The sequence below is a fragment of the Cytobacillus eiseniae genome (assembly GCF_017874625.1).
Classification (GTDB): Bacteria; Bacillota; Bacilli; order Bacillales; family Cytobacillaceae; genus Cytobacillus; species Cytobacillus eiseniae.
Genome location: NZ_JAGIKZ010000013.1, coordinates 60792 through 82891, shown reverse-complemented (window position 1 = coordinate 82891; position 22100 = coordinate 60792). Strand labels below are relative to the sequence as shown.

Genomic DNA, 22100 nt, shown 5'->3' with positions numbered 1-22100 from the left:
ACCTCCAGCATGTTATTCCGTTACTTCGATTGTGCCAATCATTAAATGGTGGGCTAATCCACAATATTCTAAACATAGAATTTCATATGTACCAGGCTTATCAAAAGTGATAAAAACTTTATTTGTATACTCTGGCATCGCTTGAGTTTGTGCAATTAAATTCAACTCTTCATCATAAATACCAAAACCATGAGTTACATCTGCACTTGTCACGTGGAATTCAATCGGTTCTCCCACTTTAAATTCAGTATCGCTAATATTCCAGCCAAATTGAAGCGCTTCCACATCAACGATTGTTGGGTCATTACCAGCGCTATAAACGGGTTGGTTATATGGCAATTCACGAAGTGTATAAATTGTAATCACAAGAAATAATACGACTAATGTCACTCCGTAAAATGTTCGAGCCTTATACCATTTCTTCTTAATTGGCTCATAGTCTTGCTTTTCTTTTGATTTCAAAGCTACAAAGGCAAAAACGACTGTAATTACGAGCATGAAAAATAAGCTAACCATCCACGCTACTGTTTGAATCATCCCAAATACCCCCTATATTCATTCTTTTACTACTTAAGCACTACGCCTGAGTTTATTTCCTACAATAGAATACATAAAATAGACACAATTAATCGTGACAGGAGTCACAGAAAATACAAATTTAATTTATTTTATTTTGTATAGTACTAACCTTAATAACAGTGAAATGTTCGCTTAATCATACAAAAAAACGCAGACCATAAAATGATCTGCGTTTGTGTTTACTATTATTTTTTATCTGGTACTGTACAGTTTCCATCTACACAGCTAGTATCTTCTGCATCTTCTGTGGATAGGTCTTGGAATTTAGGGGGTGCAGCTGTTTCTTCTTCCCATACCTTTTGCAATGCGTTGGCAAAGGTCTCGGGAGGCTGAGCACCTGAAATGGCGTATTTTTGATTAATAATAAAATACGGTACGCCACTAATGCCATATTGCTGGGCAATGCCCTCATCGATCCGTACATCATTGGCAAATGCCGATTTGTCCTGAAGAATCGTTAATGCTTCTTGACGATCTAAGCCCACCTCTTCTGCGATAGTTGCCAAGGTCGATTGATCACTCAATTCCTTTGATTCTGTAAAATAAGCGTAAAGCAGCTTTTCGGTAAGTTCTGCTTCTTTGCCACTTGCTTTTGCAAACTTTGCTAAACGGTGTGCATCAAAAGTGTTTGTCGGCTTCATGTCTTCAAAGTTAAATGTTAGTCCGACACTAGCAGCATGCTGCCCGACTCCTTCATTCGTTTTCTTCGCCTGTTCGATGCTCATCCCATATTTTGCTGCAAGTGCTTCGTGAATATTTTTACCATTGTATGTTGGTGCATTTGGATCCAGTTCAAAGCTTTTAAATTCAATTTCAACTTGATCTCTATGTGGAAATTGCTCAAGAGCTATTTCTAATCTTCTCTTCCCAATATAGCAAAATGGACAAACAAAATCGGACCATATTTCTATTTTCATTTGAACACCACTTTCTAATTTTTCTTCCTTTAATAGTAGCATAACCATTTCCAAAATCATTGATAATTGCTCACGATTGAAACTGCTTTTTTTTCATGAAAGTGAAAAAAATGAACAATATGCTCGCTGTTGCTCAATATACTAATTGTACCAGGAGGTTTTATAATGGTGACAAATCAAAAGCATTCATTTCAAAATCTTCAAGAACAATCTTTAACTTTTGAACAGGTGTTTAATCGAATATTGAAGTTCATGAATCGGGATCCTCGAGGAAATTACCGACTAATGGTCGGAACCGATTCACAAGTCCATTGTGATCGAACGATTTTTATTACGGGGGTTGTGATTCAAAATGCAGGGAAGGGTGCATGGGCATGTATTCGAAAAAAAGTCATCCCACGAAAAATGCTTCATTTACATGAGCGGATTTCCTATGAAACTTCATTAACCGAAGAGGTAGTTTCATTGTTTACGGTTGAAAGAAAAAATGAAATGATTAATCTTGTGCTTCCCTTTATTTATCAAGGAGCAACGTTTACGATGGAAGGTCATTTAGACATTGGGTCTGGAAAAAGAAACCGAACGAGGGAGTTTGTAAACGAGATGGTAACAAGAATGGAATCCATTGGTGTAGAGCCGAAGATTAAGCCTGAAGCATTTGTAGCCTCAAGTTACGCAAATCGATATACGAAATAAGTGTGAAAAGAGCATGAAAAAAACTCCAATTAGTTGGAGTTTTTTTCTATTGTTTAGCGTACTATAAAATCGCACGTTGTGTATAACTTTATGAGTAGTTTATGTCCAGCTCCATCGCCTATCAAACTTCAGTACCGCTCCACATCGATTACGTTAACATCGGTTCGCTAACGCAAACTGTGTTTCCTTTATCGAAAGGGACGGTCCTTCCAGATTGTATGGCGAGACCTTAGGCGCCAGCGCTTTTGTTCTTGTATTATTTAGAGGAATGCATATGATAAGCCTCTTCAATTTTCGCAGTTACAGCTTCGGTCAGCTCAGCTGTAATATCAGGAAGGGAAGCATTTAAAACCGCATTGGCCATTTTAGCCATCATGCCTTCAGCTTTAATATTGAGATAGCCTGTCATGAGATTCCTCTTTTTTCCTGTAGGCTCGACGGTGAAATATCCGTTCCCCGTGAATTTTTCATTTAAACCTGTTAAATTGAAAGTTACCTTTGAAGGCTCTTGCCAGCTAGTAATATCAACCTTCAATTCAATTTTTTTCTTCATGAATCCAATATCACTTTTGAAACACCAAGTGGATTCCTTTTCGCTAATCAATTGATGCTCTATATAGCCAGGTACAAGTGGTGCCCAATGATCAATATTGCTTACAAATGCCCATACAGCACGAATAGGTACATTCACTTCCATTTGATGACTAAAACTTGGCATACTTTCCCGCTCCTTTTACTGATTTCTGAAAAGACTCTCCAAGAAAATCTATTCTAAAAAGGAAGAAAGTATGCGGAATGATCTGACTTATCTTAAGCAATCTAGAAGAAAAGTTGTGCTAAATGCGTAGATGTACAGATTCATAAAGAGCTATGATCCTGCGATTCTTTTCTTATTGTGGAGGAGGGATGACAGCTGGTATCCCTTCACCTGAGCCATTAAAATATTGTGGAACTTTCCCAGGATGAAATAAATCGCCAATTCTTACTTGATTAGAAACCTCTATCGGGCTTTCGACTAGTGGGATAATTACATTCATATGAACTTTCACATTAATGTAGACTTCTAGAAATGTATTGTTAATTCCAGATTCAGCGATTCTTGCTTCAACATCTGATGTGACATCGCCAATAATTTCTAATCTAACGGGTATTTTTGGCCCAAGATTGGAAAGTAAGGTCATTTTCGTAGCCATTCCAATCGGAATATAGTAAATGATTCCTGTTTCATTTTTTGTTTCATCAATTTCAATTTTAATATTATTTTTAAAATTTTCTAATTGATCCACTTCACCAGCCTCAACTAAGTTTAAATATGTCTGTACTCTTTTTTGTGACTCGGATATAGCTTTGTTATACACTTTTGGATTAAAGCTATAGCTTGGCTCTCCAGCATTTTCATGTTTCACAATTAATTCATTAATATCAATGCTTTCCGAGATATTCTTATCAATGGCATCATTAATTGCTTGAGCTGCAAATTGCCGAGCTCTTGATTCAGCAATTCCGATTAGAGTTGGCTCAAGATTTTTATTAATAATAATTAAACTGCCAACTGTTAATAGATTAAAAATGATAAATGAGATTAATAAAACATATTTGAATGGCAGGGGACCTTTGAGCGGTCGTCTCCGTCTTCCTTTCATTTTTTTCATGAAAATAGCACCCTCCTGTTTCATTGTTGTATAGGGAATTATAAATTTAATTGTTGTTGGATAACTTTGCGACAAGTCCGCGTCCAGCTCCAGCGCCTACCCCCTCGAGGTCACAAGCCAATCCTCCCAGAAAGGTAAAGGACACCTTTCCGTGAGGCTCGTCTTGTGCTTGTCGGGGGTGATCAAGGCGCTTGCGCTTTTGTTCTTGTACATGAACAAAATGTCATTGTCCAAAGAGGTCTTTGTACAAATATATGTTCATAATTCGAAAATAAACATGAGCTTTTTGTTCTTTTTTGTGGAGATTTGAGGAGAGCTATTTGCATTCCCTTCCTATATTTGGTATTATCTAGAGAATTATTTTTGTTCGGATTATATGCATCAATATCACCTGAGCAAGAATATAAAAAAACAATATGTGTTACATACACAAGGAGGAAGTACAAATGGCAACAGGTAAAGTGAAATGGTTTAATGCAGAAAAGGGATTTGGATTCATCGAAACATCAGAAGGACAAGATGTATTCGTTCATTTCTCAGCTATTCAAGGAGATGGATTTAAATCACTTGATGAAGGTCAAGACGTAACTTTTGATATTGAAGAGGGCGCAAGAGGACCTCAAGCAGCTAACGTTGTTAAACAATAATAAAGATAAAGCAGACTCTAGATCCATTTAGGGTCTGTTTTTTTTTTTCATTAATTAACGAAAGTTTGTTAAAATATAAATGACCAACACAATTTATGATTCAGGAAAAAGAGATGCTTCCACTTAGGTTTGAAAATTATTGAACATCTTTAAGTTCAGCTGAATAAGAATTAGAATATAATAGAAGAGACAATATAAAGTAAAAGGTAGGAAATAAAAATGATTGTGAAAACAGAAGAAGATTTAAATGGCCTAAAAGAGATTGGGAAAATAGTTGCGCTTATAAGGGATGAATTAATTGCAATGACAAAGCCCGGAGTGACGACTAAGGAACTTGATGACTATGCTGGCGAACTTTTTGAAAAGCATGGAGCAATATCTGGTCCAAAGGGAGAGTATGATTTCCCGGGATTTACATGTATAAGTGTGAATGAAGAGGTAGCCCACGGCATTCCTGGAAAAAGGGTCATTCAAGAAGGAGACCTTGTCAATATTGATGTGTCAGGCTCAAAGAATGGTTATTTTGCTGATACTGGTCTTTCCATCGTTGTCGGCAATGATGAGAAGCTTTCAGATCTTTGTGAAACAGCTAAGAAAGCATTTGAAGAGGGACTAAAAAAGATAAAAGCTGGCTCTAAGCTAAGTGCAATTGGAAAAGTAGTGAATAGAACGGCAAATGAGCATGGCTATACCGTAATTAAAAACCTGACTGGACATGGGATAGGGAAGTCTCTGCATGAAAAGCCAGACCATATTTTAAATTACTTTGAACCTTGGGATTCGCAGCTGTTAAAGGATGGGATGGTTCTTGCATTTGAACCATTTATTTCAACAGGGGCAGAAGAAGTGATCGAGCTTGATGATGGCTGGACTTTTGTTACACGTGATAAAAGCTATGTTGCCCAATGTGAACATACGTTAATTGTAACAAAGGGTGAACCAATCGTATTAACTCGTTAATGGAAAGAGCATTTAGAAAAAGAGAGTAGGCAGGCGTTTTTTTTCCTGCCTACTCTAAAGAAGTTATTTTTGTTTTAGTTTCAATTGGTTAATAATCTCTTGTAAAATTTCTCGAAGTTCTTTACCTTCCGTTGAAATACCTAAATCCTTTGCTTTTGCTTCAATTTCTTCCATACTTTTTAGTCCATTATTCAATTGATACTCCATCATATCTAATGCAATCATTTCTAAATCCTTTCCCTCTGTAGAAATGCCTGCTTTTTTTGCTTGGTCTAAGACGGATTCTTCTACACTAACATCTGAATTTGCTCTGTTTTTTCGTAAATCCTCTTTTTTAATCTTTTCCTTTTGAGTTTTTTCTTTGAGGAATGTTTCGCCCCCATGTTTTAACCCATAATCCATGATTTCAGCAATTAAAGCATCTAAATCTTTTCCCTCAGTAGAAATGCCGTATGTTTGCGCTTGCTTGATTAATATGCCTTTTAGTTTGTCAGTAGACATTGTTCGATCTTTTCTTAATGATTGAATAAGGTCATTCTCTTTGTTTTTTTGCGTTTCTTCATCCGCATTGCCTAATTGAATGATCATTATTTCACTAATGAGTGTGTTAATATCCTTTCCCTCTGTAGAAATGCCTAATTTCTTGGCTTTTTCTATAATTAGATCCTCGGCTTTTTTAACTTGTAAATTTGAAGTCTCGGTAGTTTGAGAAGAATCACCGGAATTACCAGCTGCTAAAACGGGTAAAACACCAGCAGTTCCTAGTAATAAGCCTCCTGCTAAAACATATGTGAGTGATTTTTTTATCACAATAAACAATCCTCCTTTGTATATAATAGTAATAAATATTCGTTATTAAGAACGAAAATCCCTTCTTTTTAATGAAAGTCAAAATGCATCTATATCTATATATGAACATAAAGGAAAGATCATAATCATTGTGGGTAAAAATACAATACTTAGAATTCTTCAATCAGTGGGGGATAAAAAATTCCCACTGATTGATGTTTCAAATAATGGGGGATGGACAATTGTTAAATCCATTAAACAGAGCCTCTAACTAACTTTGGATGACGATTCATCGTGGTTAAAAGAATAACTGCGCTTAAAATTAGGAGAACGCTTGTAGAAATAAATACGGCCGTGAAACCAAAATAACCAGAAATAAGTCCACCTAAGACGGGGCCAATAATATTTCCAAAGAACCGCAAGCTAGTATTGTAGCCGAGAACCTCCCCTTGCATGGCAATGGGTGCTTCTTGCCGGATATAAGCGATACGAACCGGAATGATTCCGCCAATTGTGACGCCAAGTGCAAATCGAACAAGGACGAGCTGCCACATATTAGTAACAAAGCCACCAGGTAAATAGAAGATCCCTGCCATAAATAATAAGACGATGAGAATCTTAATATATCCATAGCGATCGGCAATTTTCCCCCATTGACGAGCCATTAGTAAATTTCCAAGTCCAGCTGCCGAAAAGGCAATCCCAGCGAAAAAGGCGATGTTCTCCGGACCATGAAGTTCACTTACATACAAGGATAAAATCGGTTGTATGCTGAAATGAGCAATTTGAATGAGTGATGAAATGAGAAGAACTGTGAGCAATACTGGGTTGTGGATAATATGAAGAAGAACTTCCTTACTGGAATAGTTTATTTTTGCTCCTTCTTTGCCAGCTAATTTCTTTTCAATCGTAAATATGACAAGAATAGCAGAGACAAATATAGTGATAGACGTCCATTTAAACGTGTCCGCATAGCCAAATGTATCTGCTAATATTCCACCGAGCAATGGCCCCATTAAAGAACCAGTAATGCTTCCAGTTTGAAGGGTGCCCATCACCTTTCCTGCGATTTCTTTTGGCGTTTGTGTAGAAATGAATGCTTGAGAAATACCGATAAAACCTGTAAATACCCCCATGACCAATCTTAAGATGAAAAGCTGCCATACAGAAGTGACGTAACCCATTAAGAAAATCGATATGCCCATCCCAATACCGGAAAAAATAAGGATTTTTTTTCTTCCATGGAGATCACTAAATCTTCCCCAAATTGGAGAGAAAATAAAGGCAGTTACAAATGTAATAGCAAAAGTCCAACCTGACCAATGCTGAACATAGGAACGAGAGAATTCTCCAAACGTTTCAATGTAAAGTGATATAAAAGGCAATACCATCGTCATGCTGCCGGCAATAAAGAAATTGGCGAACCACATGATGACTAAATTGCGCTTCGAAACTTGACTCATCAAATATCCACCCTTCTTTTTTAGACAATTATTTCGATTCTCTAAATAGTATAACGAACTTTCAGAAAAATTTGAAGGGATTTACTTGGGATAAGATAAGTGATGAATAAAAAAATATTGTATTATAACAGATTGTGTATTATAATTTTAAACTATAACAGAACTTAAAAGGTTCTTATGGACAGAAGAAAAATATTTAAAAAAATAATGATTGTATTATCTCTGTGCTTGTTTTATAATTCTCAATAGGTAAAAGATTCAGAATATAATAAAAAAGGGGGAGTGTTTTTTGGAGGGTTTTGTTAATGGTCTTAATGATATTTTATGGAGTACTCCAGTAATTTACATTTGTCTAGCGATAGGACTGCTTTTTTCCATCTTAACGCGGTTCTTGCAAGTTAGACATATTAAAGACATGTTCAAATTAATGTTTCAGGGGAAAAGTTCTGACGCGGGTGTTTCATCTTTTCAGGCATTATCTATTTCTCTTTCTGGCCGTGTAGGAACTGGTAATATCGCTGGTACTGCTACAGCTATTGCGATGGGAGGTCCCGGAGCTGTTTTCTGGATGTGGGCCATTGCCTTTATCGGAGCGGGTACTTCATTTGTTGAATCGACTTTAGCACAGATTTATAAAGAGAAAAAAGACGGGGTTTATCGTGGGGGCCCGGCTTTCTATATTGAAAAAGGAATTGGGATTAAGTGGTATGCTATCCTATTTGCAATCTCAGCATTATTAGCGATGGCAATATTAATGCCTGGTATTCAAGCGAATGCAATTGCATCAGGTATGGAAAATGCATTTAATATTCCAACTAGTGTTACCGGATTCGTTATTATCTTTTTATTAGCACTGATTATTTTCGGTGGAGTTAAACGTATTGCAACTGTTGCACAGTATGCAGTACCATTTATGGCTGTTGGTTATATGCTCGTTGCGCTGATTATTATCGGGATGAATATTGGTGAATTACCTGGTGTAATTAGTTTAATTTTCAGCAGTGCTTTCGGTGCTGACGCTGCATTCGGCGGTATTATCGGTAGTGCAATTGCTTGGGGAGTAAAGCGTGGTATTTATTCAAACGAAGCAGGACAAGGTACTGGTCCGCATGCTGCAGCAGCTGCTGAAGTATCTCATCCAGCAAAACAAGGTTTAGTTCAAGCAGCAGCTGTTTATATTGATACACTTTTCGTATGTTCAGCTACAGCATTTATGATCTTGTTTACAGGTATGTTTAACACAGTTGGTGCTGACGGAACAATGATTAAAGAAGGATTGCCAGGAATTGAAGCAGGCCCAGGATATACACAGGCTGCTGTTGAAACAGTTTTACCTGGTTTTGGAGCAGGATTTGTTGCCATTTCTTTATTCTTCTTTGCCTTCACTACATTAATGGCTTATTATTACATGGCGGAAACAAACGTTGCTTACTTATTTAAAAATAGTAAAGTGCCAATGTTTATCTTGAAACTTGTTCTATTGGGAGCAACATTCTATGGGGCTGTTAAAACAGCAGGGCTTGCGTGGGCTCTAGGGGATGTTGGCTTAGGATTAATGGTATGGCTGAACTTAATAGCCATTCTCATACTCGCAAAGCCTGCTTTAATAGCCTTGAAGGACTATGAAGCACAAAAGAAACAGGGTCTTGATCCAGTTTTTAACTCAACAAAACTAGGGATTAAAAATGCAGAGTATTGGGAAAATGGGTATCAAGAAGAAAAGGAAAAAGTATCATAATAATAGAAGAGATGTTCAGCGACGCTGAGCATCTTTTTTTTTTGAATTCGCAAATACTAGACATCTTTCTTTCCATAAGATAGTATCAGTAACGATACTCAATTTGCCATTTTTGTAAATACTATTAATACAATAAAGTACATATAAAAGAGTGACAATACAAAGGAGATACGTATGACAAATTCAATTATTAATCAATTAAAGCCTTTCATACAAAATGTTTGGGAGAAGTCCGAATTCGCACAGCCAACTACAATCCAAACAAAAGCAATTCCGACGGCACTTGAAGGAAAGGACCTCATTGCCGAATCCCCAACAGGGACAGGAAAGACTCTGGCTTATTTATTGCCGCTGCTTGAGAAAATTGATTCAGAAAAAAGAGCTGTTCAGGCTGTGATTATCGCACCGTCACAGGAGCTTGTGATGCAAATATTGCAGGAAATACAAAAATGGGGAGAAGGGAGCGGCATTCGTGCGGCCTCTTTTATCGGTGGAGCAAATACGAAGAGACAGCTTGAGAAATTAAAGAAACACCCGCAAATAGCCTTAGGTACCCCAGGCCGAATGCTTGAATTAATTAAACAAAAAAAACTAAAAATGCATGAAGTCAAAACAATCATCTTAGATGAAGGGGACCAGTTATTAGTTCCAGAGCATGTAGAAACAATCAAAAACATTGTGAAATCAACATTAAGCGACCGTCAAGTAATTCTCTTTTCAGCAACACTCCCACCAGCTACAGAAAAGCTGGCAAAAGAGCTGGCGCCTCAACCAGAGATCATTCGTGTAGTTAAGGATGAAACAATTGATGCTGCTTCTGTTGAGCATTTCTATTTTATCGTTGAGCAAAGAGAAAAAATAAAGATGCTAGAAAAACTTTCTAGACTTGAGAATGCAAAAGTTCTTGTATTTGTGAGAGATATCGGAAATCTGACAGTGATGTCCGAAAAATTAGATTACAACAAGATTTCATCTAGTTCCTTGCATAGTGATTTAAATAAAATTGAACGTCAGAAATCATTACAGGATTTCCGTACAGGTAAAACGAATCTTCTCCTTGCAACAGATGTTGCAGCTAGAGGATTAGATATTAAAGGAGTAACACATGTTGTTCATTTGGACTTTCCAAAAGATATAAAGCAATACGTGCATCGCTCTGGTAGAACAGGAAGATTTGGGGCAAGCGGGACAGTGATTTCACTTGTAAACGAGAGGGAAGAAAGAGAATTAAAGAAATTTGCCCAAGAGCTTGGTGTAAAGGCCGAGATGAAGGTAATGCGCGGCGGTAAAATAATCGACCCAATGGAAGGGAAAACAAGCTACCGTTAGTAAATAAAAAGTAGCGATAACCTGTGGTTGAACTAAATGACAATCTGTAATATTCAATGAATAAGGGCCCTAATACTCGCCTATACTACCTTTACAGAAAGGAGAGGGATTATGGGTAGACAAAAACAGGGAAATGCGAATGCAGAACGTAATAAAAATGCAAAAAAAGGGAATCGCACGAGCTCCGAATTAGTTGAATTTACAACTGGGAGCGAAGATAAGCAAAAGAATCGCCGTCAAGAATAAAATAGAAAGAACAACGAACAATGGGGCTGTCCGAAAAGTCGATAATACGACTTTTTGGACAGCCCCATTCTCAATCCATGGAGTAGCTTGTAAGCTAAATCAATCGAGATTATTCCAAATCAATCTTTTTCAAAGGTTTCTTCGCTGGTCCGTTAAATACTTCTCCTGTATAGGAGAAGCGTGAACCGTGGCAAGGACAATCCCATGTTCTCTCCCCATCATTCCATTCCGTTTCACAGCCCATATGTGTACATGTCGTATCAACGACATGCAGCATACCGTCTTTATCTTTGTAGGCGCCTGCTCGTTTCCCTTTAATCATCACAACTGCACCTTCGTCATTCGTTAAATCTTTTGGATCCTTCGTAACAATTTCGAGCTTGCCTTTAATCAGATGTTTGGCTACATCCGTATTCATTGAGAATAGCTTCTTTACACTTGGATCAGTCTGAAAGCGAGAAGGACTAAACAGCTCACGATAAGGATTATCCTTTTCTAAAATAAGATCTCTTAATAGTAAGGCAGCAGTTGTTCCGTTTGTCATGCCCCATTTACGATAGCCTGTCGCAACATAGATCGTTGATTTCTTTGAAGTGATCGGGCCGATAAATGGAACTTTATCAGATGTAATTAAATCTTGAGTGGACCAGCGATAAGGGATTGATACATCTCCAAATGTCCGCTCAGCAAATGACTGAAGGGCTTCGTAATGCTTCATCATATCAATTCCTTGTCCGGTTTTGTGATTTTCACCCCCAACAAGAATTAACTTTTCTCCATTAAATGGTGTAGAGCGTATGGAACGAGTTGGACTATCTGCACTAATGTACATTCCCCCTGGAAACTCCTTCTCTGTTCGTACACCAAGTATGTAAGAACGTTCTTGATACATTCTCGCAAAATAAAATCCCATCATATCAACAAACGGAAAACTAGAGGCAGAGATGACATGTTTGCATTTTACACGATGTCCATCCCTTGTAATAACAACTGGATGATCTCCTTCTCCAATATCAACAGCTGTCGTTCCTTCATAGACGATTCCACCTGCTTCAATAAACATTTGCAGCAATTGTTCCAAATATTTTAGTGGATGAAATTGAGCCTGATTCCTCATTTGAATGGTTGATTTCGTTCGGATGTCAAAAGGAATCCCATCAAATACGCCACCATCTATTTTTATTTTTTTATAGGCATCTAATTCATTTTCAACTTTCATTGCATATTCATCTGTTGTTGCATAAATAAATGCATCTTCATCACTGAAGTCACATTCGATTTTATTTTCTTTCACCGTATGGCGGATGAAATCCAGTGAATCTATGGCTGATTGATAATATTGTGTGGCCTTTTCTAGTCCAAAATGTTGAATTAATTCATCATATATGAGCCCATGCTGTGCAGTAATTTTTGCAGTAGTATGACCTGTTGTGCCAGTTAGAATTTGTCCAGCTTCCAAAATAACTACTTTAAACCCTTCTTTTACGAGTAAATACGCAGCAGTAATGCCAGTAATTCCACCACCAACTATAACAATATCGGATGAAGTATGCTCTGTAAGCTTTGTGAAAGTGGGCAATGTTTCTTTTCGCCAATAGGATTCAGGGAATTGTGGCAATTTTGGATTAGATGTCATAAATATCCTCCTCGATTCGTTCATTGTCATCATTATTCCTTTTATTTACTGATATATTCAATGCGATATGGACGTACACTTTGGATCTCTTCGGGAATGATATTGGAAGCGCTAGGAACTTGGCGGGGCTCATAATCTATCTCATCGGATGAAAATAAACGAATCACGATTTGTCCCCCTATTGCTTTCGCACGAATAAGCATGGGCAAGCTGTACTCATTTCGAAAGCTAAAGTCTGGCCCATACCAGCTAACCGTTGCATCTCTTCCTGGTGGTACATATGGAACATTTTTTGAATGGGAATAGCGTTCGACCATTTTCAAACCAGCACGGTCTGCTGCATTAAATAAAGTGGAAGATACTTGGCAAATTCCACCACCAATATCTTCTGATAATTCTCCTCGAACAATGACAGGTGCACGCAAATAACCGCGTTCTTTCGTTCTCTTTCCGACGACTTGGTTAAAGGAAAAAAGCTCACCAGGGAATACAACATGATTATCGATTGCCTCAGCAGCAAGAGAAATATTGTGAGAACGCGCCAGATTCGATGGATTGAAGTAAGTGGCATATTGTCCGATCTGTTTGACATGTAGATGCAGGAGTAAATCCTTATCGACTCTCGGATAAATCGAAAGCATAGGTATTTCCACTCTTCTAGTATTTGCTTGATAAAAAAAAGAAAAAAACATGTCAGTGAAAGCTTTTCTATATAATTTCTTGCCTAATTCCCCTTCAATTATCTGCTCAGCATGATTGATATAAGCATTAACAGGTGGCTTATAGGTCTTTTTATCTAACTGGTCGAGGAACGAGTAATACCTTTCTAACTCTATTAATGGAATCTCTGGAAAAGGAAGTACAAATATCTCTCGATCAATCCTCTCTATCGTTTCTCCCTGATGTTCAATGATTAATTGATTGGAAGAATGATTTGGTTGGATGAGCAGGAGCAGGCCTAAGAGCACTGATGGTTTGATCACATGAATCCCTCCCAAATATAGTATGGATTTTGTTTGCTATTTTCATGTGGAAGGTTTTTGAACAAATGAAGTCTTATTCGTTATACGTCTTAGGTCTTAGTGGAAAATAAAGCTCAGGCTCGTTATAGATCAATAGGAATCAAGGTAAGATGAAATCAAGAAAGGAGGAAACGAATATGAAAAAATTTGGTTTACTGTTAGCTGGAGGAATCGCTGCACTCGTGTTGTTGACGAATCTAGGACCAATGATCGGCCTGGCAATTAGTGTAGCCATTTTGTACGTTGTATTTAAACAATTTTTAAAAGAAGATTCGATGTTAGGTAAAGTTGGCTGGGGGATTCTTGGAGGTATTGTTTTAATGGGCACTGCTTCTAATATCCCCGCAATTATCGGAATAGCAGCAGCGTATATCCTTTATCTTGTATATAAAAAATGGAATGATTCCAAAACAGTCACATTTGAAGAAAAATTTGAAGAAAATGATCCGTTTACGAATTTCGAAAAGCAATGGACAGAGCTGAATAAAAAAGAATATATTTAAGGAGAGATTATAGATGACAAACTTATTCACACGCATTAAAAATACAGTAATGGCAGATATAAATGAAGTATTAGATAAAAAGGAGAACAAAAACCCGATTGCACTCTTAAATCAATACTTAAGAGAATGTGAAGCTGAAACAGAAAAGGTTCGCAAATTACTAGAGCGCCAATATCAACTGAAGGATGAGTTCACACGGGAATACAATCATGCAAATGAGCTTGCAACTAAACGTAAGCGTCAAGCGGAAATTGCAACGAAGGCTGGCGAAACGGAATTATATGTTTTCGCTGCAAATGAGCAAGCACAATATGAGGAGCGTACAGCTCGATTAAAAGAATTAGTGAACCAAACGGTGCAGCAGCTTGGGGAATTAGAAAGAAAATATGAGGAAATGAAGCATAAGCTGAAGGATATGCACATTCGTCGTATGGAATTAATGGGTCGTGAAAATATGACACGTGCGAATAATCAAATGAATAAGGTTCTTGATCATCAATCGTATTCGGATCAATCGATCTCACGCTTTCAAGAAATTGAGTCCTATCTTGATCGCTTAGAACAACAAGTGAATCGCTCGCACTATCGTGATACAATCGATTCCCGTATTGTACAATTAGAAAAAGAGATGAAAAAAGAAGAAACCCATTCTATTTCTTAAGTAAAACATGGTATTCTAAAAAGGCGTAGAATGACTACGCCTTTTCATAGTTCGAATAGATGAGATATAAAGAGCAACATTTTAGGAGGGAGGAAACGAGATGTTAAACAAAGTGAAAAGCGAGTATGTAAGTTGGATTGTCTTAGTAGGAATCGTTGTGTTTTTTCTAGAGTTCGCCTTTTTTAACAGTGGCTTGATTTTCTCCCTTCTTATTGAAATTGGGATGATTTATATAGGGAGAAGCTGGATGCCAAAAACTTCTGGAAAATGGCTGTTTTGGTCTGGCATTATTTTATTAATCATTAGTATTTTTAGTATGATGACATTTAAATTCTTCCTGCTGGCCATTTTATTGCACTTCCTCATTCAATTTATACAATTAAAACGAAATCCTACTCATATAAAACCTGAGATTAAGGAGCAAAAACCAGTATTTGAAAAAGAAACAATGATTAAAAAAGAAACGCTCTTTTCGAATCAATTAATTGGCCAGCAAAAAACGCCAGAACATAGCTATGAATGGAGTGATATTAATATTCAAGCTGGGTTCGGTGATAAGATTATTGATTTAAGCTATACCGTATTGCCAAAAGGGGAAACGGTTATTTTTATCAGAAACTTTATTGGGAATATACATGTCTTAGTTCCATACGATGTAGAAGTGAGCGTTAATCACTCTGTTATTGCTGGTGCTACAGACATTTTTGATCATAAGGAAAAGAAAATATTTAACCGTTCCACTCAACTGCAAACACCAGGATTTATTCAAGCAGAGCAGCGTATTAAGATTGTGACGTCTTTATTCGTTGGTGATTTAGAGGTGAAGCGAGTATGAGTGCGGTTCAGCGACAAATCATTTGGGGTGTAGGACTGGCTGTATTCATATGCGCCTTGTTTACGGTTACCATTTTTATTCGTCTTCCACTAATTGATTGGCGTGTATTATGGGAAACAAATGTAATGGATATCCCATTTATTATTTTTGTTCCAAGTGTGAGCATTGTGATCGGCATTATTTTTGGTTTTATTTCTGGTTTTCATGGAAAAAAACAAATCGAATCGGTGGATAGCTGGCTTTACCAAATCGAAGAAGGCAGACAGCTTGAACTGGATGAATTACAAGCAGGAACAGAGCTACAACCAATTGTAATGAGAGTAGAGAAAATCCAAAAACAAATTACAGAGCAAGCGAAGCTGTCTCAAAAATTAGCAAATGAAAAAGCGGAGGATATCGAGAACCGAATGCAAGAAATTATCTCTCAAGAAAGAAACCGTTTAGCTAGAGAGCTTCATGATTCGGTTAGTCAACAGCTTTTTGCTGCATCCATGATGATGTCAGCTATTAATGAAGCAAAAGGGATAACGGATAATCGAGAAGCAAAACAGTTAAAGATGGTGGAAGAAATGATCCATCAATCACAGTTAGAAATGCGTGCACTCCTGCTTCATTTACGCCCAGTTGCATTAAAAGGAAAGACATTAAAAGAAGGAATTGAAGAATTGCTTATTGAATTATCACAAAAGGTAACAATGAATATTAAGTGGAAGGTTGAGGATTTCCCACTTGATAAAGGTATTGAAGATCATCTTTTTCGGATTCTTCAAGAGTCTGTGTCCAACACACTTCGTCATTCTAAATCAACAACACTTGAAGTGCTGCTCATTCAAAGAGATGAGTTTGTTATTTTGCGAGTGGTTGATGATGGAATTGGCTTTGATGTAGAGGAGGCGAAAGCAGGTTCATACGGCATGCAAAATATGTATGAACGGGCAATAGAAGTCGGGGGTTCAATGAAAATTATTAGTTTGAAAAATAACGGAACGCGTCTAGAAGTGAGAGTGCCAATAATGAATGCAGAGGGGGAGGCCAATGATTAAAGTATTGTTTGTTGATGATCATGAAATGGTAAGGATCGGTGTTTCTTCCTATTTGTCAGCTCAGCCAGATATTGAAGTAATTGGTGAAGCAGATAATGGAAGAACGGCGATCGATATGGCTCTAGAATTGCGTCCTGACATCATTTTAATGGATTTAGTGATGAAAGAGATGGATGGGATTGAATCAACAAGAAATATTATTGAACAGTGGCCAGAGGCGAAAATCATTATTGTCACAAGCTTCTTAGATGATGAGAAAGTATACCCAGCCCTTGAAGCAGGAGCAACTAGCTATATGCTTAAAACGTCAAAGGCAAGTGAAATCGCAAATGCAGTCCGTGCGACTTTTCATGGACAATCTGTTCTTGAACCTGAAGTAACAGGAAAAATGATGGTGAAAATGAGGCAGAAAAATGAGCTGCTTCCACATGAAGAGCTCACAAGCCGAGAAATGGAAATTTTATTACTAATGACTGAAGGAAAAACAAATCAAGAGATTGCTGATGAACTTTTTATTGCTTTGAAAACAGTGAAAACACATGTTAGTAATATTTTGAGTAAATTACAAGTACAAGACCGTACACAGGCAGTGATTTATGCTTTTAAGCATTCTTTGGTGGAATAAGGGAAGTTCAGTCTATTAATGGAGCTATATGTATAGCTCTTTTTATTTTGGCTCTTTGTGGGCATTGAGTCCGTTATTATCATAAATCATGCTATTTTAGGGAAATATCGGACACTGGGTACGTTATTTGTCAATAATTAGGTAGAAACAACATGTTTTTAGATAAATAACGGAATGTATGTCCGATAAAAAAGTGAAAGTGCAATTATTATTGCAAATAGCGGAACGTGAGTCCTGTTAATTACGCAAAAACCAATGAATATCGGCACTTAAATTACGATGCAAATTAGCTTGCTAATTGATATTTTATTTTGGGCTCGTATGAATGGCTCTTTTTTAAATACCTATTGATTTTGAATAGCGAAAATAATACAATTATAATAACTTATTTGAAAAGGAGGTGGAGAAGAGATGACTCAAGCTGTTTTTGCACGTGGAGAAATGAAACATTTATATCTTTGCCGTGCAATTTTTCATGATGCTGCTATTAACGGGATACGTCTGTCCTTTTTTAGCAATTGCATAATGAAAACAAAACAGTGAGAACATCTCTTTACCCACTTTAATAATAGGGCGTGTTTGAAAGGTCGTTGAAAAAACGATTCTTTGTTAACCCTCTCTATAAATGAAACGGTGAAAGGAGGGCTTCTTTTAAGCTCTCTTTTCTATTTCAATCACATTTATTTGGGCCTTAGGAGCATGCTTTCCTATGGTCTTTTTTTTTATGAACTTTTACTACTAAACGAATAATACTGGAGGAATATATATGATCGCATGCAGTGGACAGCAAGTAGGAAAAATGTACGGTGGAAATCAAGTATTTGAACAGCTTTCTTTTGAAATACATGAGAAGGATCGGGTTGGCTTAGTTGGCAGAAATGGGAGTGGGAAAACAACCTTATTTAAGCTGCTTGCTGGATTGGAAACACCTGATTCTGGTCAGATTCATTGGAAGAAGGGCTGTGAGATTGGGTACTTAGCACAAATACCAAATTATCCAAATGGGATGAAGGCAATCGATATTTTAAAGTCAGCCTTTGCCGACTTGTTGGAAATCAATAAGAAAATGAAGCAACTGGAAAAGGAAATGGGAGAAGAAACTAATGAGGGAAAATTAACGAAGCTAATTAGTGAATATGGTGAGCTTCAAGAACAGTTTTCATTGAAAGATGGCTATGAAATGGATGCAATCATTGATAAGGTTAGCAACGGCTTGAATATTGCTGGTTTACTAGAGAAGGATTTTAACGCTTTAAGTGGCGGAGAAAAAACAAAGATTTGTTTAGGGCATATGCTGCTTCAAAATCCGACCCTTCTCCTTTTAGATGAGCCGACCAATCATTTAGATATTAAAGCCGTTGAATGGCTAGCCCATTTTTTGAAAGATTATGATGGGACGGTTGTTCTCATCTCTCATGATCGCTATTTTCTCGATGAGATCGCAACGAAAATTCTTGATCTTGAGGATGGCGAGCTGACGATTTATCATACCAATTATTCTGGCTTTGTGAGGGAAAAGGAAGAGAGACTCTTAATAGAGTTTCAGCAGTATGAAGAACAGCAGAAAAAAATAAAGAAAATGAAAGAGACAATTAAGCGTTTGCGGGAATGGGCAAATCAAGCCAATCCACCAAATGCGGGGCTACATCGCCGGGCGAGCAGTATGGAAAAGGCGCTCGAACGAATCGAGAAGCTGAATCGTCCAGTATTGAATCGCAAAAAAATGAATATTGATTTAGACGCAACTGACCGTAGCGGAAAAGAAGTAATATTCATGAAGGATGTATCTAAAAGCTTTGGTCTGAAGAAGTTATTCGAAGGTGTCAATCTTCATATTCAATACAAAGACCGAATCGCCATTATTGGGGATAACGGAACAGGAAAATCAACCTTGTTAAAAATGATCCTCAATGAGGTAGAGGCCGATTCGGGAGAAGTAAAAAGGGGCAGCAATGTGAAAATTGGTTATCTTTCTCAGCATGCCTATGTTGGGATTGTAGATGAGACGGTGATTGAGACATTTCGTGATGGGGTTTCGGTAACGGAAGGGGAAGCACGCCATATTTTGGCTCGTTTCTTATTCTACGGACATTCCGTTTTTAGGAAAGTATCACAGCTAAGTGGTGGGGAGAAAATGCGGCTCCGACTTGCTCAGCTCATGTATCAGGATATTAATTTTCTTGTTCTTGATGAACCAACCAATCATTTAGATATCGAATCAAGGGAGGTATTAGAGGAAGCACTTGAAGATTACCGAGGCACTATTTTGGCTGTCTCTCATGATCGCTTCTTTATTAATCGACTGTTCCAAAAAATTTATTGGATTGATCAGAAGCACGTTCATTATTTTGGTGGGGATTATGATTGGTCTTGGAAGAAAATGAATGAGCAAAAGCAAGAAGAAAATAGAGAGCGTCCGAAAGAGAAAAGAACGGTTTCAGTTCATAAGCCCCAAGAGGAGAATCATACGAAAAAAATGTTTGAACTTGAGCAAATGATTGAAGCGGTTGAAGCCTCCTTGTTAAAGCTTGAGAAACAATTAGAACGGGAAAAAGAGCTGGCCGAACTTCAAGTTCTTTATACTGAAAAGGAAAAATTGGAGGATGAACGTGAAAAGTTATATGAGCAATTAGAAGCATGGCTTTAGAAAATGTGAGTGATTTTGATAAAGTGTAATATATTCTACGAACTTGTCTCATATCTTATATAGAATGTATACCCATACAAGCTTGGGTCTCATAGGCGAACATATAAGGAGAGACAGAATGAATACATTTTTTAAAGGGACGTTGCTGCTGGCGGTCGCAGCTTTTGCTGGTGAGTGCATTGAATTTTTGGTGAATATGGTTTTAGCAAGGGAATTAGGAGAGAGTGGGCTAGGATTGTATATGTCCATTCTCCCAACAATCTTCCTTATTGTTCTTCTCGCTAGCTTTGAACTGCCCATTTCTATTTCTAAGTTTATTGCAGAGCAGGACAAGAAGTATCACAAAAGTATGCTGAATCATGTAATAAAGTTGACGGTTTTATTTACGGCCATTCTCCTGCCACTTGCGATAATAATCATTCCATTTATTAGTGTATTTGATCAATATCATCCGTATCTAAGATGGGTTGCTATTGCCTTTATTCCGATTGTGTCCTTTTCCTCGATAACAAGAGGCTATTTTATGGGCAAGAATCAGATGGGGAAAATTGCGACATATAACTTTTTGCGAAAGCTATTTCAGCTGTTGTTTCTTGTGTTCCTGTATCAATTTTTTCAATTCGATACGAAAACAGCTGTATTTATTGCATTTTGCACCTTGATTGGCAGTGAGGTTGTCGTCTTCTTATACTTGCTGCATATGTTTATTCTTCAGCTTCAGCAAGTGAAAAAAGAGCCAAGTGCGAGCATGAGCGGAAAAACCGTGCGTAAAAGCTTAATGGCTGTTTCGATTCCAACAACTGCTATGCGAGTTTTTCATGCGATGACACATGCGATTGAGCCCTTTTTGATAAAAGCCGCTTTATTACAAGCGGGTGTTAGCGGAGTAGTTGCGACAGAACATTTTGGAATGCTTGCCGGAATCGCGATGACGATTGGCTTCTTCCCAGCATTTATTGCCCATTCTTTTTTAATTATGCTCATTCCGACGGTTTCAAAAGCTTATGCAGAAAAGGACTTCCAAAAATTGCATCGATTACTTCAGCAAGTATTTAAGGTTACGATTATTTATGGGGTTCCTGCAGTCACATTGTTTTATATTTTTGCAGAGCCATTAACAACAACTTTTTTCCATTCGCCTGATGCAGCGGTGTATGTGCAATTGCTCTGGCCATTTTTCTTGCTTCATTATTTTATAATTCCAATGCAAGCTTATTTAATTGGAATCGGTCTAGTGAAGGAAGCGCTTTATCATTTTGTTTGGTCAACACTTATTTCTTTTGCAGTGATTTATGTTCTTGGGTCGATGCATAGCTTCCAGATGGATGGTGTCATTATCGGCATGAATGTGGGTGCATTCATTATATTCAGTTTGCATTACTTAACGATTTGTAAAAAAATTGGGGTAACGATCCTGCTTGCACCTCTTAAAAGAGTTTATTAAAAAATTTTAATAAAAAAGTGTAGGGATAGAGCTTGTTGATTCCGTCTATTAATGTAAGCATAGAAATAAGGAGAAGTTAGAAATGAAATCCTGCTTAAATGTTGAATCAAAGTTGTCGCTAGAATGCTATTTTGAAGCATGTATTTTAGAGCATGGCCGGTCTTTGTTTAATTATATTTATTCGTTAGTTAGGCATAAAGAGCTTGCGGAGGATTTGTATCAGGAAGTATTAATTTCAGCCTATTTAGCTTTGCCTTCGTTTGAAGAAAGAGCGAAAGTCAAAAATTGGTTGTTTAAGATTGCAGTAAATAAATGTCGGGACTATTGGAGAAAAGAGAAATCAGCTACTCGCTTTTGGGAGGAAAAAGTCTATTTGTATGTAGACGATAAAAATCCAATGCAGCAGCCAGAGGAATCGGTTCTTCACAAATGTAGTCAAGAGGAAATGGTTGATACGCTTCAAGAATTGCCAGAAATGTATCGTGATCCATTGCTACTATTCTATTATCATCATAAAACATTAGTGGAAATTAGTGATAAGACGAATCTTCCCCTTTCAACAGTGAAAACAAGAATGAAACGAGCGAAGGATCGATTGCGTCCAAAGGTGGAGGAGTTAGTCGTAAATGGATAATGAATAAAGGAGCAGCCGTCCATTTAACTGACGG

23 protein-coding genes are annotated in these 22100 nt (G+C 37.4%); 15 read left to right on the top strand and 8 right to left on the bottom strand.

The genetic code is table 11. The annotated features are described in order from the left end of the window. Nucleotides 1-12 precede the first annotated feature (12 nt). Nucleotides 13-537, bottom strand: coding sequence for a cupredoxin domain-containing protein (locus tag J2Z40_RS12240; RefSeq protein ID WP_066391535.1), 525 nt, complete (start codon nucleotides 535-537; stop codon nucleotides 13-15). A gap of 227 nt (nucleotides 538-764) precedes the next feature. Then, entirely contained in the window at nucleotides 765-1496 is a 732-nt protein-coding gene (locus tag J2Z40_RS12235; protein ID WP_066399075.1) for a DsbA family oxidoreductase, read from the bottom strand. A gap of 165 nt (nucleotides 1497-1661) precedes the next feature. Between J2Z40_RS12235 and J2Z40_RS12230 the strand changes: the two genes are divergently transcribed. Beyond that, on the top strand, nucleotides 1662-2192 hold the full coding sequence (locus tag J2Z40_RS12230; protein WP_066391536.1) for a ribonuclease H-like YkuK family protein: 531 nt from the start codon (nucleotides 1662-1664) through the stop codon (nucleotides 2190-2192). A 256-nt stretch (nucleotides 2193-2448) separates the two neighbouring features. Here J2Z40_RS12230 and J2Z40_RS12225 read toward each other — a convergent pair whose 3' ends face one another. Together J2Z40_RS12225 and yunB are read right to left on the bottom strand one after the other, a co-directional pair. After that, the gene (locus tag J2Z40_RS12225) at nucleotides 2449-2910 is read right to left on the bottom strand and encodes an SRPBCC family protein (protein WP_066391540.1); all 462 of its coding nucleotides are present in this window, start codon (nucleotides 2908-2910) and stop codon (nucleotides 2449-2451) included. A gap of 172 nt (nucleotides 2911-3082) precedes the next feature. Beyond that, the gene (yunB, locus tag J2Z40_RS12220) at nucleotides 3083-3844 is read right to left on the bottom strand and encodes a sporulation protein YunB (RefSeq protein WP_066391541.1); all 762 of its coding nucleotides are present in this window, start codon (nucleotides 3842-3844) and stop codon (nucleotides 3083-3085) included. 446 nt (nucleotides 3845-4290) lie between these two features. Between yunB and J2Z40_RS12215 the strand changes: the two genes are divergently transcribed. Then, nucleotides 4291-4491 (top strand): cold-shock protein, encoded by a 201-nt coding sequence (locus J2Z40_RS12215; protein WP_066391544.1) that lies wholly within the window; start codon nucleotides 4291-4293, stop codon nucleotides 4489-4491. A 219-nt stretch (nucleotides 4492-4710) separates the two neighbouring features. Then, nucleotides 4711-5451: a type I methionyl aminopeptidase gene (map, locus tag J2Z40_RS12210; RefSeq protein WP_066391547.1), complete on the top strand. Its 741-nt coding sequence runs from the start codon at nucleotides 4711-4713 to the stop codon at nucleotides 5449-5451. A 63-nt stretch (nucleotides 5452-5514) separates the two neighbouring features. On the opposite strand, the gene J2Z40_RS12205 is transcribed toward map, so the two are convergent. Beyond that, nucleotides 5515-6261, bottom strand: a complete 747-nt coding sequence (locus tag J2Z40_RS12205; protein ID WP_066391550.1) for a hypothetical protein — start codon at nucleotides 6259-6261, stop codon at nucleotides 5515-5517. Between the two features lie 233 nt (nucleotides 6262-6494). After that, a complete protein-coding gene (locus J2Z40_RS12200) occupies nucleotides 6495-7703 on the bottom strand; it encodes an MFS transporter (protein WP_066391551.1) in 1209 nt (402 codons plus the stop codon). A gap of 289 nt (nucleotides 7704-7992) precedes the next feature. Here J2Z40_RS12200 and J2Z40_RS12195 point away from each other — a divergent pair, with 289 nt between their 5' ends. From J2Z40_RS12195 to J2Z40_RS20020, 3 genes are all read left to right on the top strand, one after another. Continuing rightward, a complete protein-coding gene (locus J2Z40_RS12195; RefSeq protein ID WP_066391553.1) occupies nucleotides 7993-9441 on the top strand; it encodes an alanine/glycine:cation symporter family protein in 1449 nt (482 codons plus the stop codon). A 174-nt stretch (nucleotides 9442-9615) separates the two neighbouring features. After that, complete coding sequence (locus J2Z40_RS12190) at nucleotides 9616-10770, top strand: DEAD/DEAH box helicase (RefSeq protein WP_066391555.1); 1155 nt, start codon at nucleotides 9616-9618, stop codon at nucleotides 10768-10770. A 111-nt stretch (nucleotides 10771-10881) separates the two neighbouring features. Continuing rightward, on the top strand, nucleotides 10882-11016 hold the full coding sequence (locus tag J2Z40_RS20020; protein ID WP_281064478.1) for a hypothetical protein: 135 nt from the start codon (nucleotides 10882-10884) through the stop codon (nucleotides 11014-11016). A gap of 109 nt (nucleotides 11017-11125) precedes the next feature. Here the strand turns inward: J2Z40_RS20020 and J2Z40_RS12185 are convergent, their stop codons facing one another. Then, nucleotides 11126-12652, bottom strand: a complete 1527-nt coding sequence (locus tag J2Z40_RS12185; RefSeq protein ID WP_066391558.1) for an FAD-dependent oxidoreductase — start codon at nucleotides 12650-12652, stop codon at nucleotides 11126-11128. 41 nt (nucleotides 12653-12693) lie between these two features. Beyond that, complete coding sequence (locus J2Z40_RS12180) at nucleotides 12694-13632, bottom strand: VanW family protein (protein WP_066399078.1); 939 nt, start codon at nucleotides 13630-13632, stop codon at nucleotides 12694-12696. 179 nt (nucleotides 13633-13811) lie between these two features. On the opposite strand from J2Z40_RS12180, the gene J2Z40_RS12175 reads away from it, so the two are divergent. From J2Z40_RS12175 to J2Z40_RS12140, 9 genes are all read left to right on the top strand, one after another. Continuing rightward, entirely contained in the window at nucleotides 13812-14177 is a 366-nt protein-coding gene (locus J2Z40_RS12175) for a lmo0954 family membrane protein (protein ID WP_066391560.1), read from the top strand. Between the two features lie 13 nt (nucleotides 14178-14190). Next, entirely contained in the window at nucleotides 14191-14838 is a 648-nt protein-coding gene (locus J2Z40_RS12170; RefSeq protein ID WP_066391561.1) for a PspA/IM30 family protein, read from the top strand. 100 nt (nucleotides 14839-14938) lie between these two features. Further along, nucleotides 14939-15673, top strand: coding sequence for a cell wall-active antibiotics response protein LiaF (gene liaF / locus J2Z40_RS12165; RefSeq protein ID WP_066391562.1), 735 nt, complete (start codon nucleotides 14939-14941; stop codon nucleotides 15671-15673). Next, the gene (locus J2Z40_RS12160) at nucleotides 15670-16716 is read left to right on the top strand and encodes a sensor histidine kinase (RefSeq protein ID WP_066391563.1); all 1047 of its coding nucleotides are present in this window, start codon (nucleotides 15670-15672) and stop codon (nucleotides 16714-16716) included. Before liaF ends, J2Z40_RS12160 begins: the two co-directional genes overlap by 4 nt. Then, nucleotides 16709-17341: a response regulator transcription factor gene (locus J2Z40_RS12155; protein WP_066391564.1), complete on the top strand. Its 633-nt coding sequence runs from the start codon at nucleotides 16709-16711 to the stop codon at nucleotides 17339-17341. Before J2Z40_RS12160 ends, J2Z40_RS12155 begins: the two co-directional genes overlap by 8 nt. 411 nt (nucleotides 17342-17752) lie before the next feature. Then, nucleotides 17753-17884 carry an RAxF-45 family protein gene (locus tag J2Z40_RS20015; protein WP_281064477.1) on the top strand — a complete coding sequence of 44 codons (132 nt, stop codon included), beginning with the start codon at nucleotides 17753-17755 and terminating at the stop codon, nucleotides 17882-17884. A gap of 223 nt (nucleotides 17885-18107) precedes the next feature. Then, nucleotides 18108-19988, top strand: coding sequence for a ribosomal protection-like ABC-F family protein (gene abc-f / locus J2Z40_RS12150; RefSeq protein WP_066391565.1), 1881 nt, complete (start codon nucleotides 18108-18110; stop codon nucleotides 19986-19988). Nucleotides 19989-20106: 118 nt separating this feature from the next. Then, the gene (locus J2Z40_RS12145) at nucleotides 20107-21432 is read left to right on the top strand and encodes a polysaccharide biosynthesis protein (protein ID WP_066391566.1); all 1326 of its coding nucleotides are present in this window, start codon (nucleotides 20107-20109) and stop codon (nucleotides 21430-21432) included. Between the two features lie 82 nt (nucleotides 21433-21514). Then, complete coding sequence (locus tag J2Z40_RS12140) at nucleotides 21515-22066, top strand: RNA polymerase sigma factor (protein ID WP_066391568.1); 552 nt, start codon at nucleotides 21515-21517, stop codon at nucleotides 22064-22066. The last annotated feature ends 34 nt before the right edge of the window (nucleotides 22067-22100 follow it).

Coding starts and splice junctions, on each gene's coding strand:
- map (WP_066391547.1), top strand. CDS start 4,711: ATGATTGTGAAAACAGAAGAAGATTTAAATGGCCTAAAAGAGATTGGG.
- J2Z40_RS12190 (WP_066391555.1), top strand. CDS start 9,616: ATGACAAATTCAATTATTAATCAATTAAAGCCTTTCATACAAAATGTT.
- J2Z40_RS12185 (WP_066391558.1), bottom strand. CDS start 12,652: ATGACATCTAATCCAAAATTGCCACAATTCCCTGAATCCTATTGGCGA.
- J2Z40_RS12240 (WP_066391535.1), bottom strand. CDS start 537: ATGATTCAAACAGTAGCGTGGATGGTTAGCTTATTTTTCATGCTCGTA.
- J2Z40_RS12175 (WP_066391560.1), top strand. CDS start 13,812: ATGAAAAAATTTGGTTTACTGTTAGCTGGAGGAATCGCTGCACTCGTG.
- J2Z40_RS12155 (WP_066391564.1), top strand. CDS start 16,709: ATGATTAAAGTATTGTTTGTTGATGATCATGAAATGGTAAGGATCGGT.
- J2Z40_RS20020 (WP_281064478.1), top strand. CDS start 10,882: ATGGGTAGACAAAAACAGGGAAATGCGAATGCAGAACGTAATAAAAAT.
- yunB (WP_066391541.1), bottom strand. CDS start 3,844: ATGAAAAAAATGAAAGGAAGACGGAGACGACCGCTCAAAGGTCCCCTG.
- J2Z40_RS12160 (WP_066391563.1), top strand. CDS start 15,670: ATGAGTGCGGTTCAGCGACAAATCATTTGGGGTGTAGGACTGGCTGTA.
- J2Z40_RS12215 (WP_066391544.1), top strand. CDS start 4,291: ATGGCAACAGGTAAAGTGAAATGGTTTAATGCAGAAAAGGGATTTGGA.
- J2Z40_RS12140 (WP_066391568.1), top strand. CDS start 21,515: ATGAAATCCTGCTTAAATGTTGAATCAAAGTTGTCGCTAGAATGCTAT.
- J2Z40_RS12170 (WP_066391561.1), top strand. CDS start 14,191: ATGACAAACTTATTCACACGCATTAAAAATACAGTAATGGCAGATATA.
- J2Z40_RS12225 (WP_066391540.1), bottom strand. CDS start 2,910: ATGCCAAGTTTTAGTCATCAAATGGAAGTGAATGTACCTATTCGTGCT.
- liaF (WP_066391562.1), top strand. CDS start 14,939: ATGTTAAACAAAGTGAAAAGCGAGTATGTAAGTTGGATTGTCTTAGTA.
- J2Z40_RS12145 (WP_066391566.1), top strand. CDS start 20,107: ATGAATACATTTTTTAAAGGGACGTTGCTGCTGGCGGTCGCAGCTTTT.
- J2Z40_RS12235 (WP_066399075.1), bottom strand. CDS start 1,496: ATGAAAATAGAAATATGGTCCGATTTTGTTTGTCCATTTTGCTATATT.
- abc-f (WP_066391565.1), top strand. CDS start 18,108: ATGATCGCATGCAGTGGACAGCAAGTAGGAAAAATGTACGGTGGAAAT.
- J2Z40_RS12230 (WP_066391536.1), top strand. CDS start 1,662: ATGGTGACAAATCAAAAGCATTCATTTCAAAATCTTCAAGAACAATCT.
- J2Z40_RS12200 (WP_066391551.1), bottom strand. CDS start 7,703: ATGAGTCAAGTTTCGAAGCGCAATTTAGTCATCATGTGGTTCGCCAAT.
- J2Z40_RS20015 (WP_281064477.1), top strand. CDS start 17,753: ATGACTCAAGCTGTTTTTGCACGTGGAGAAATGAAACATTTATATCTT.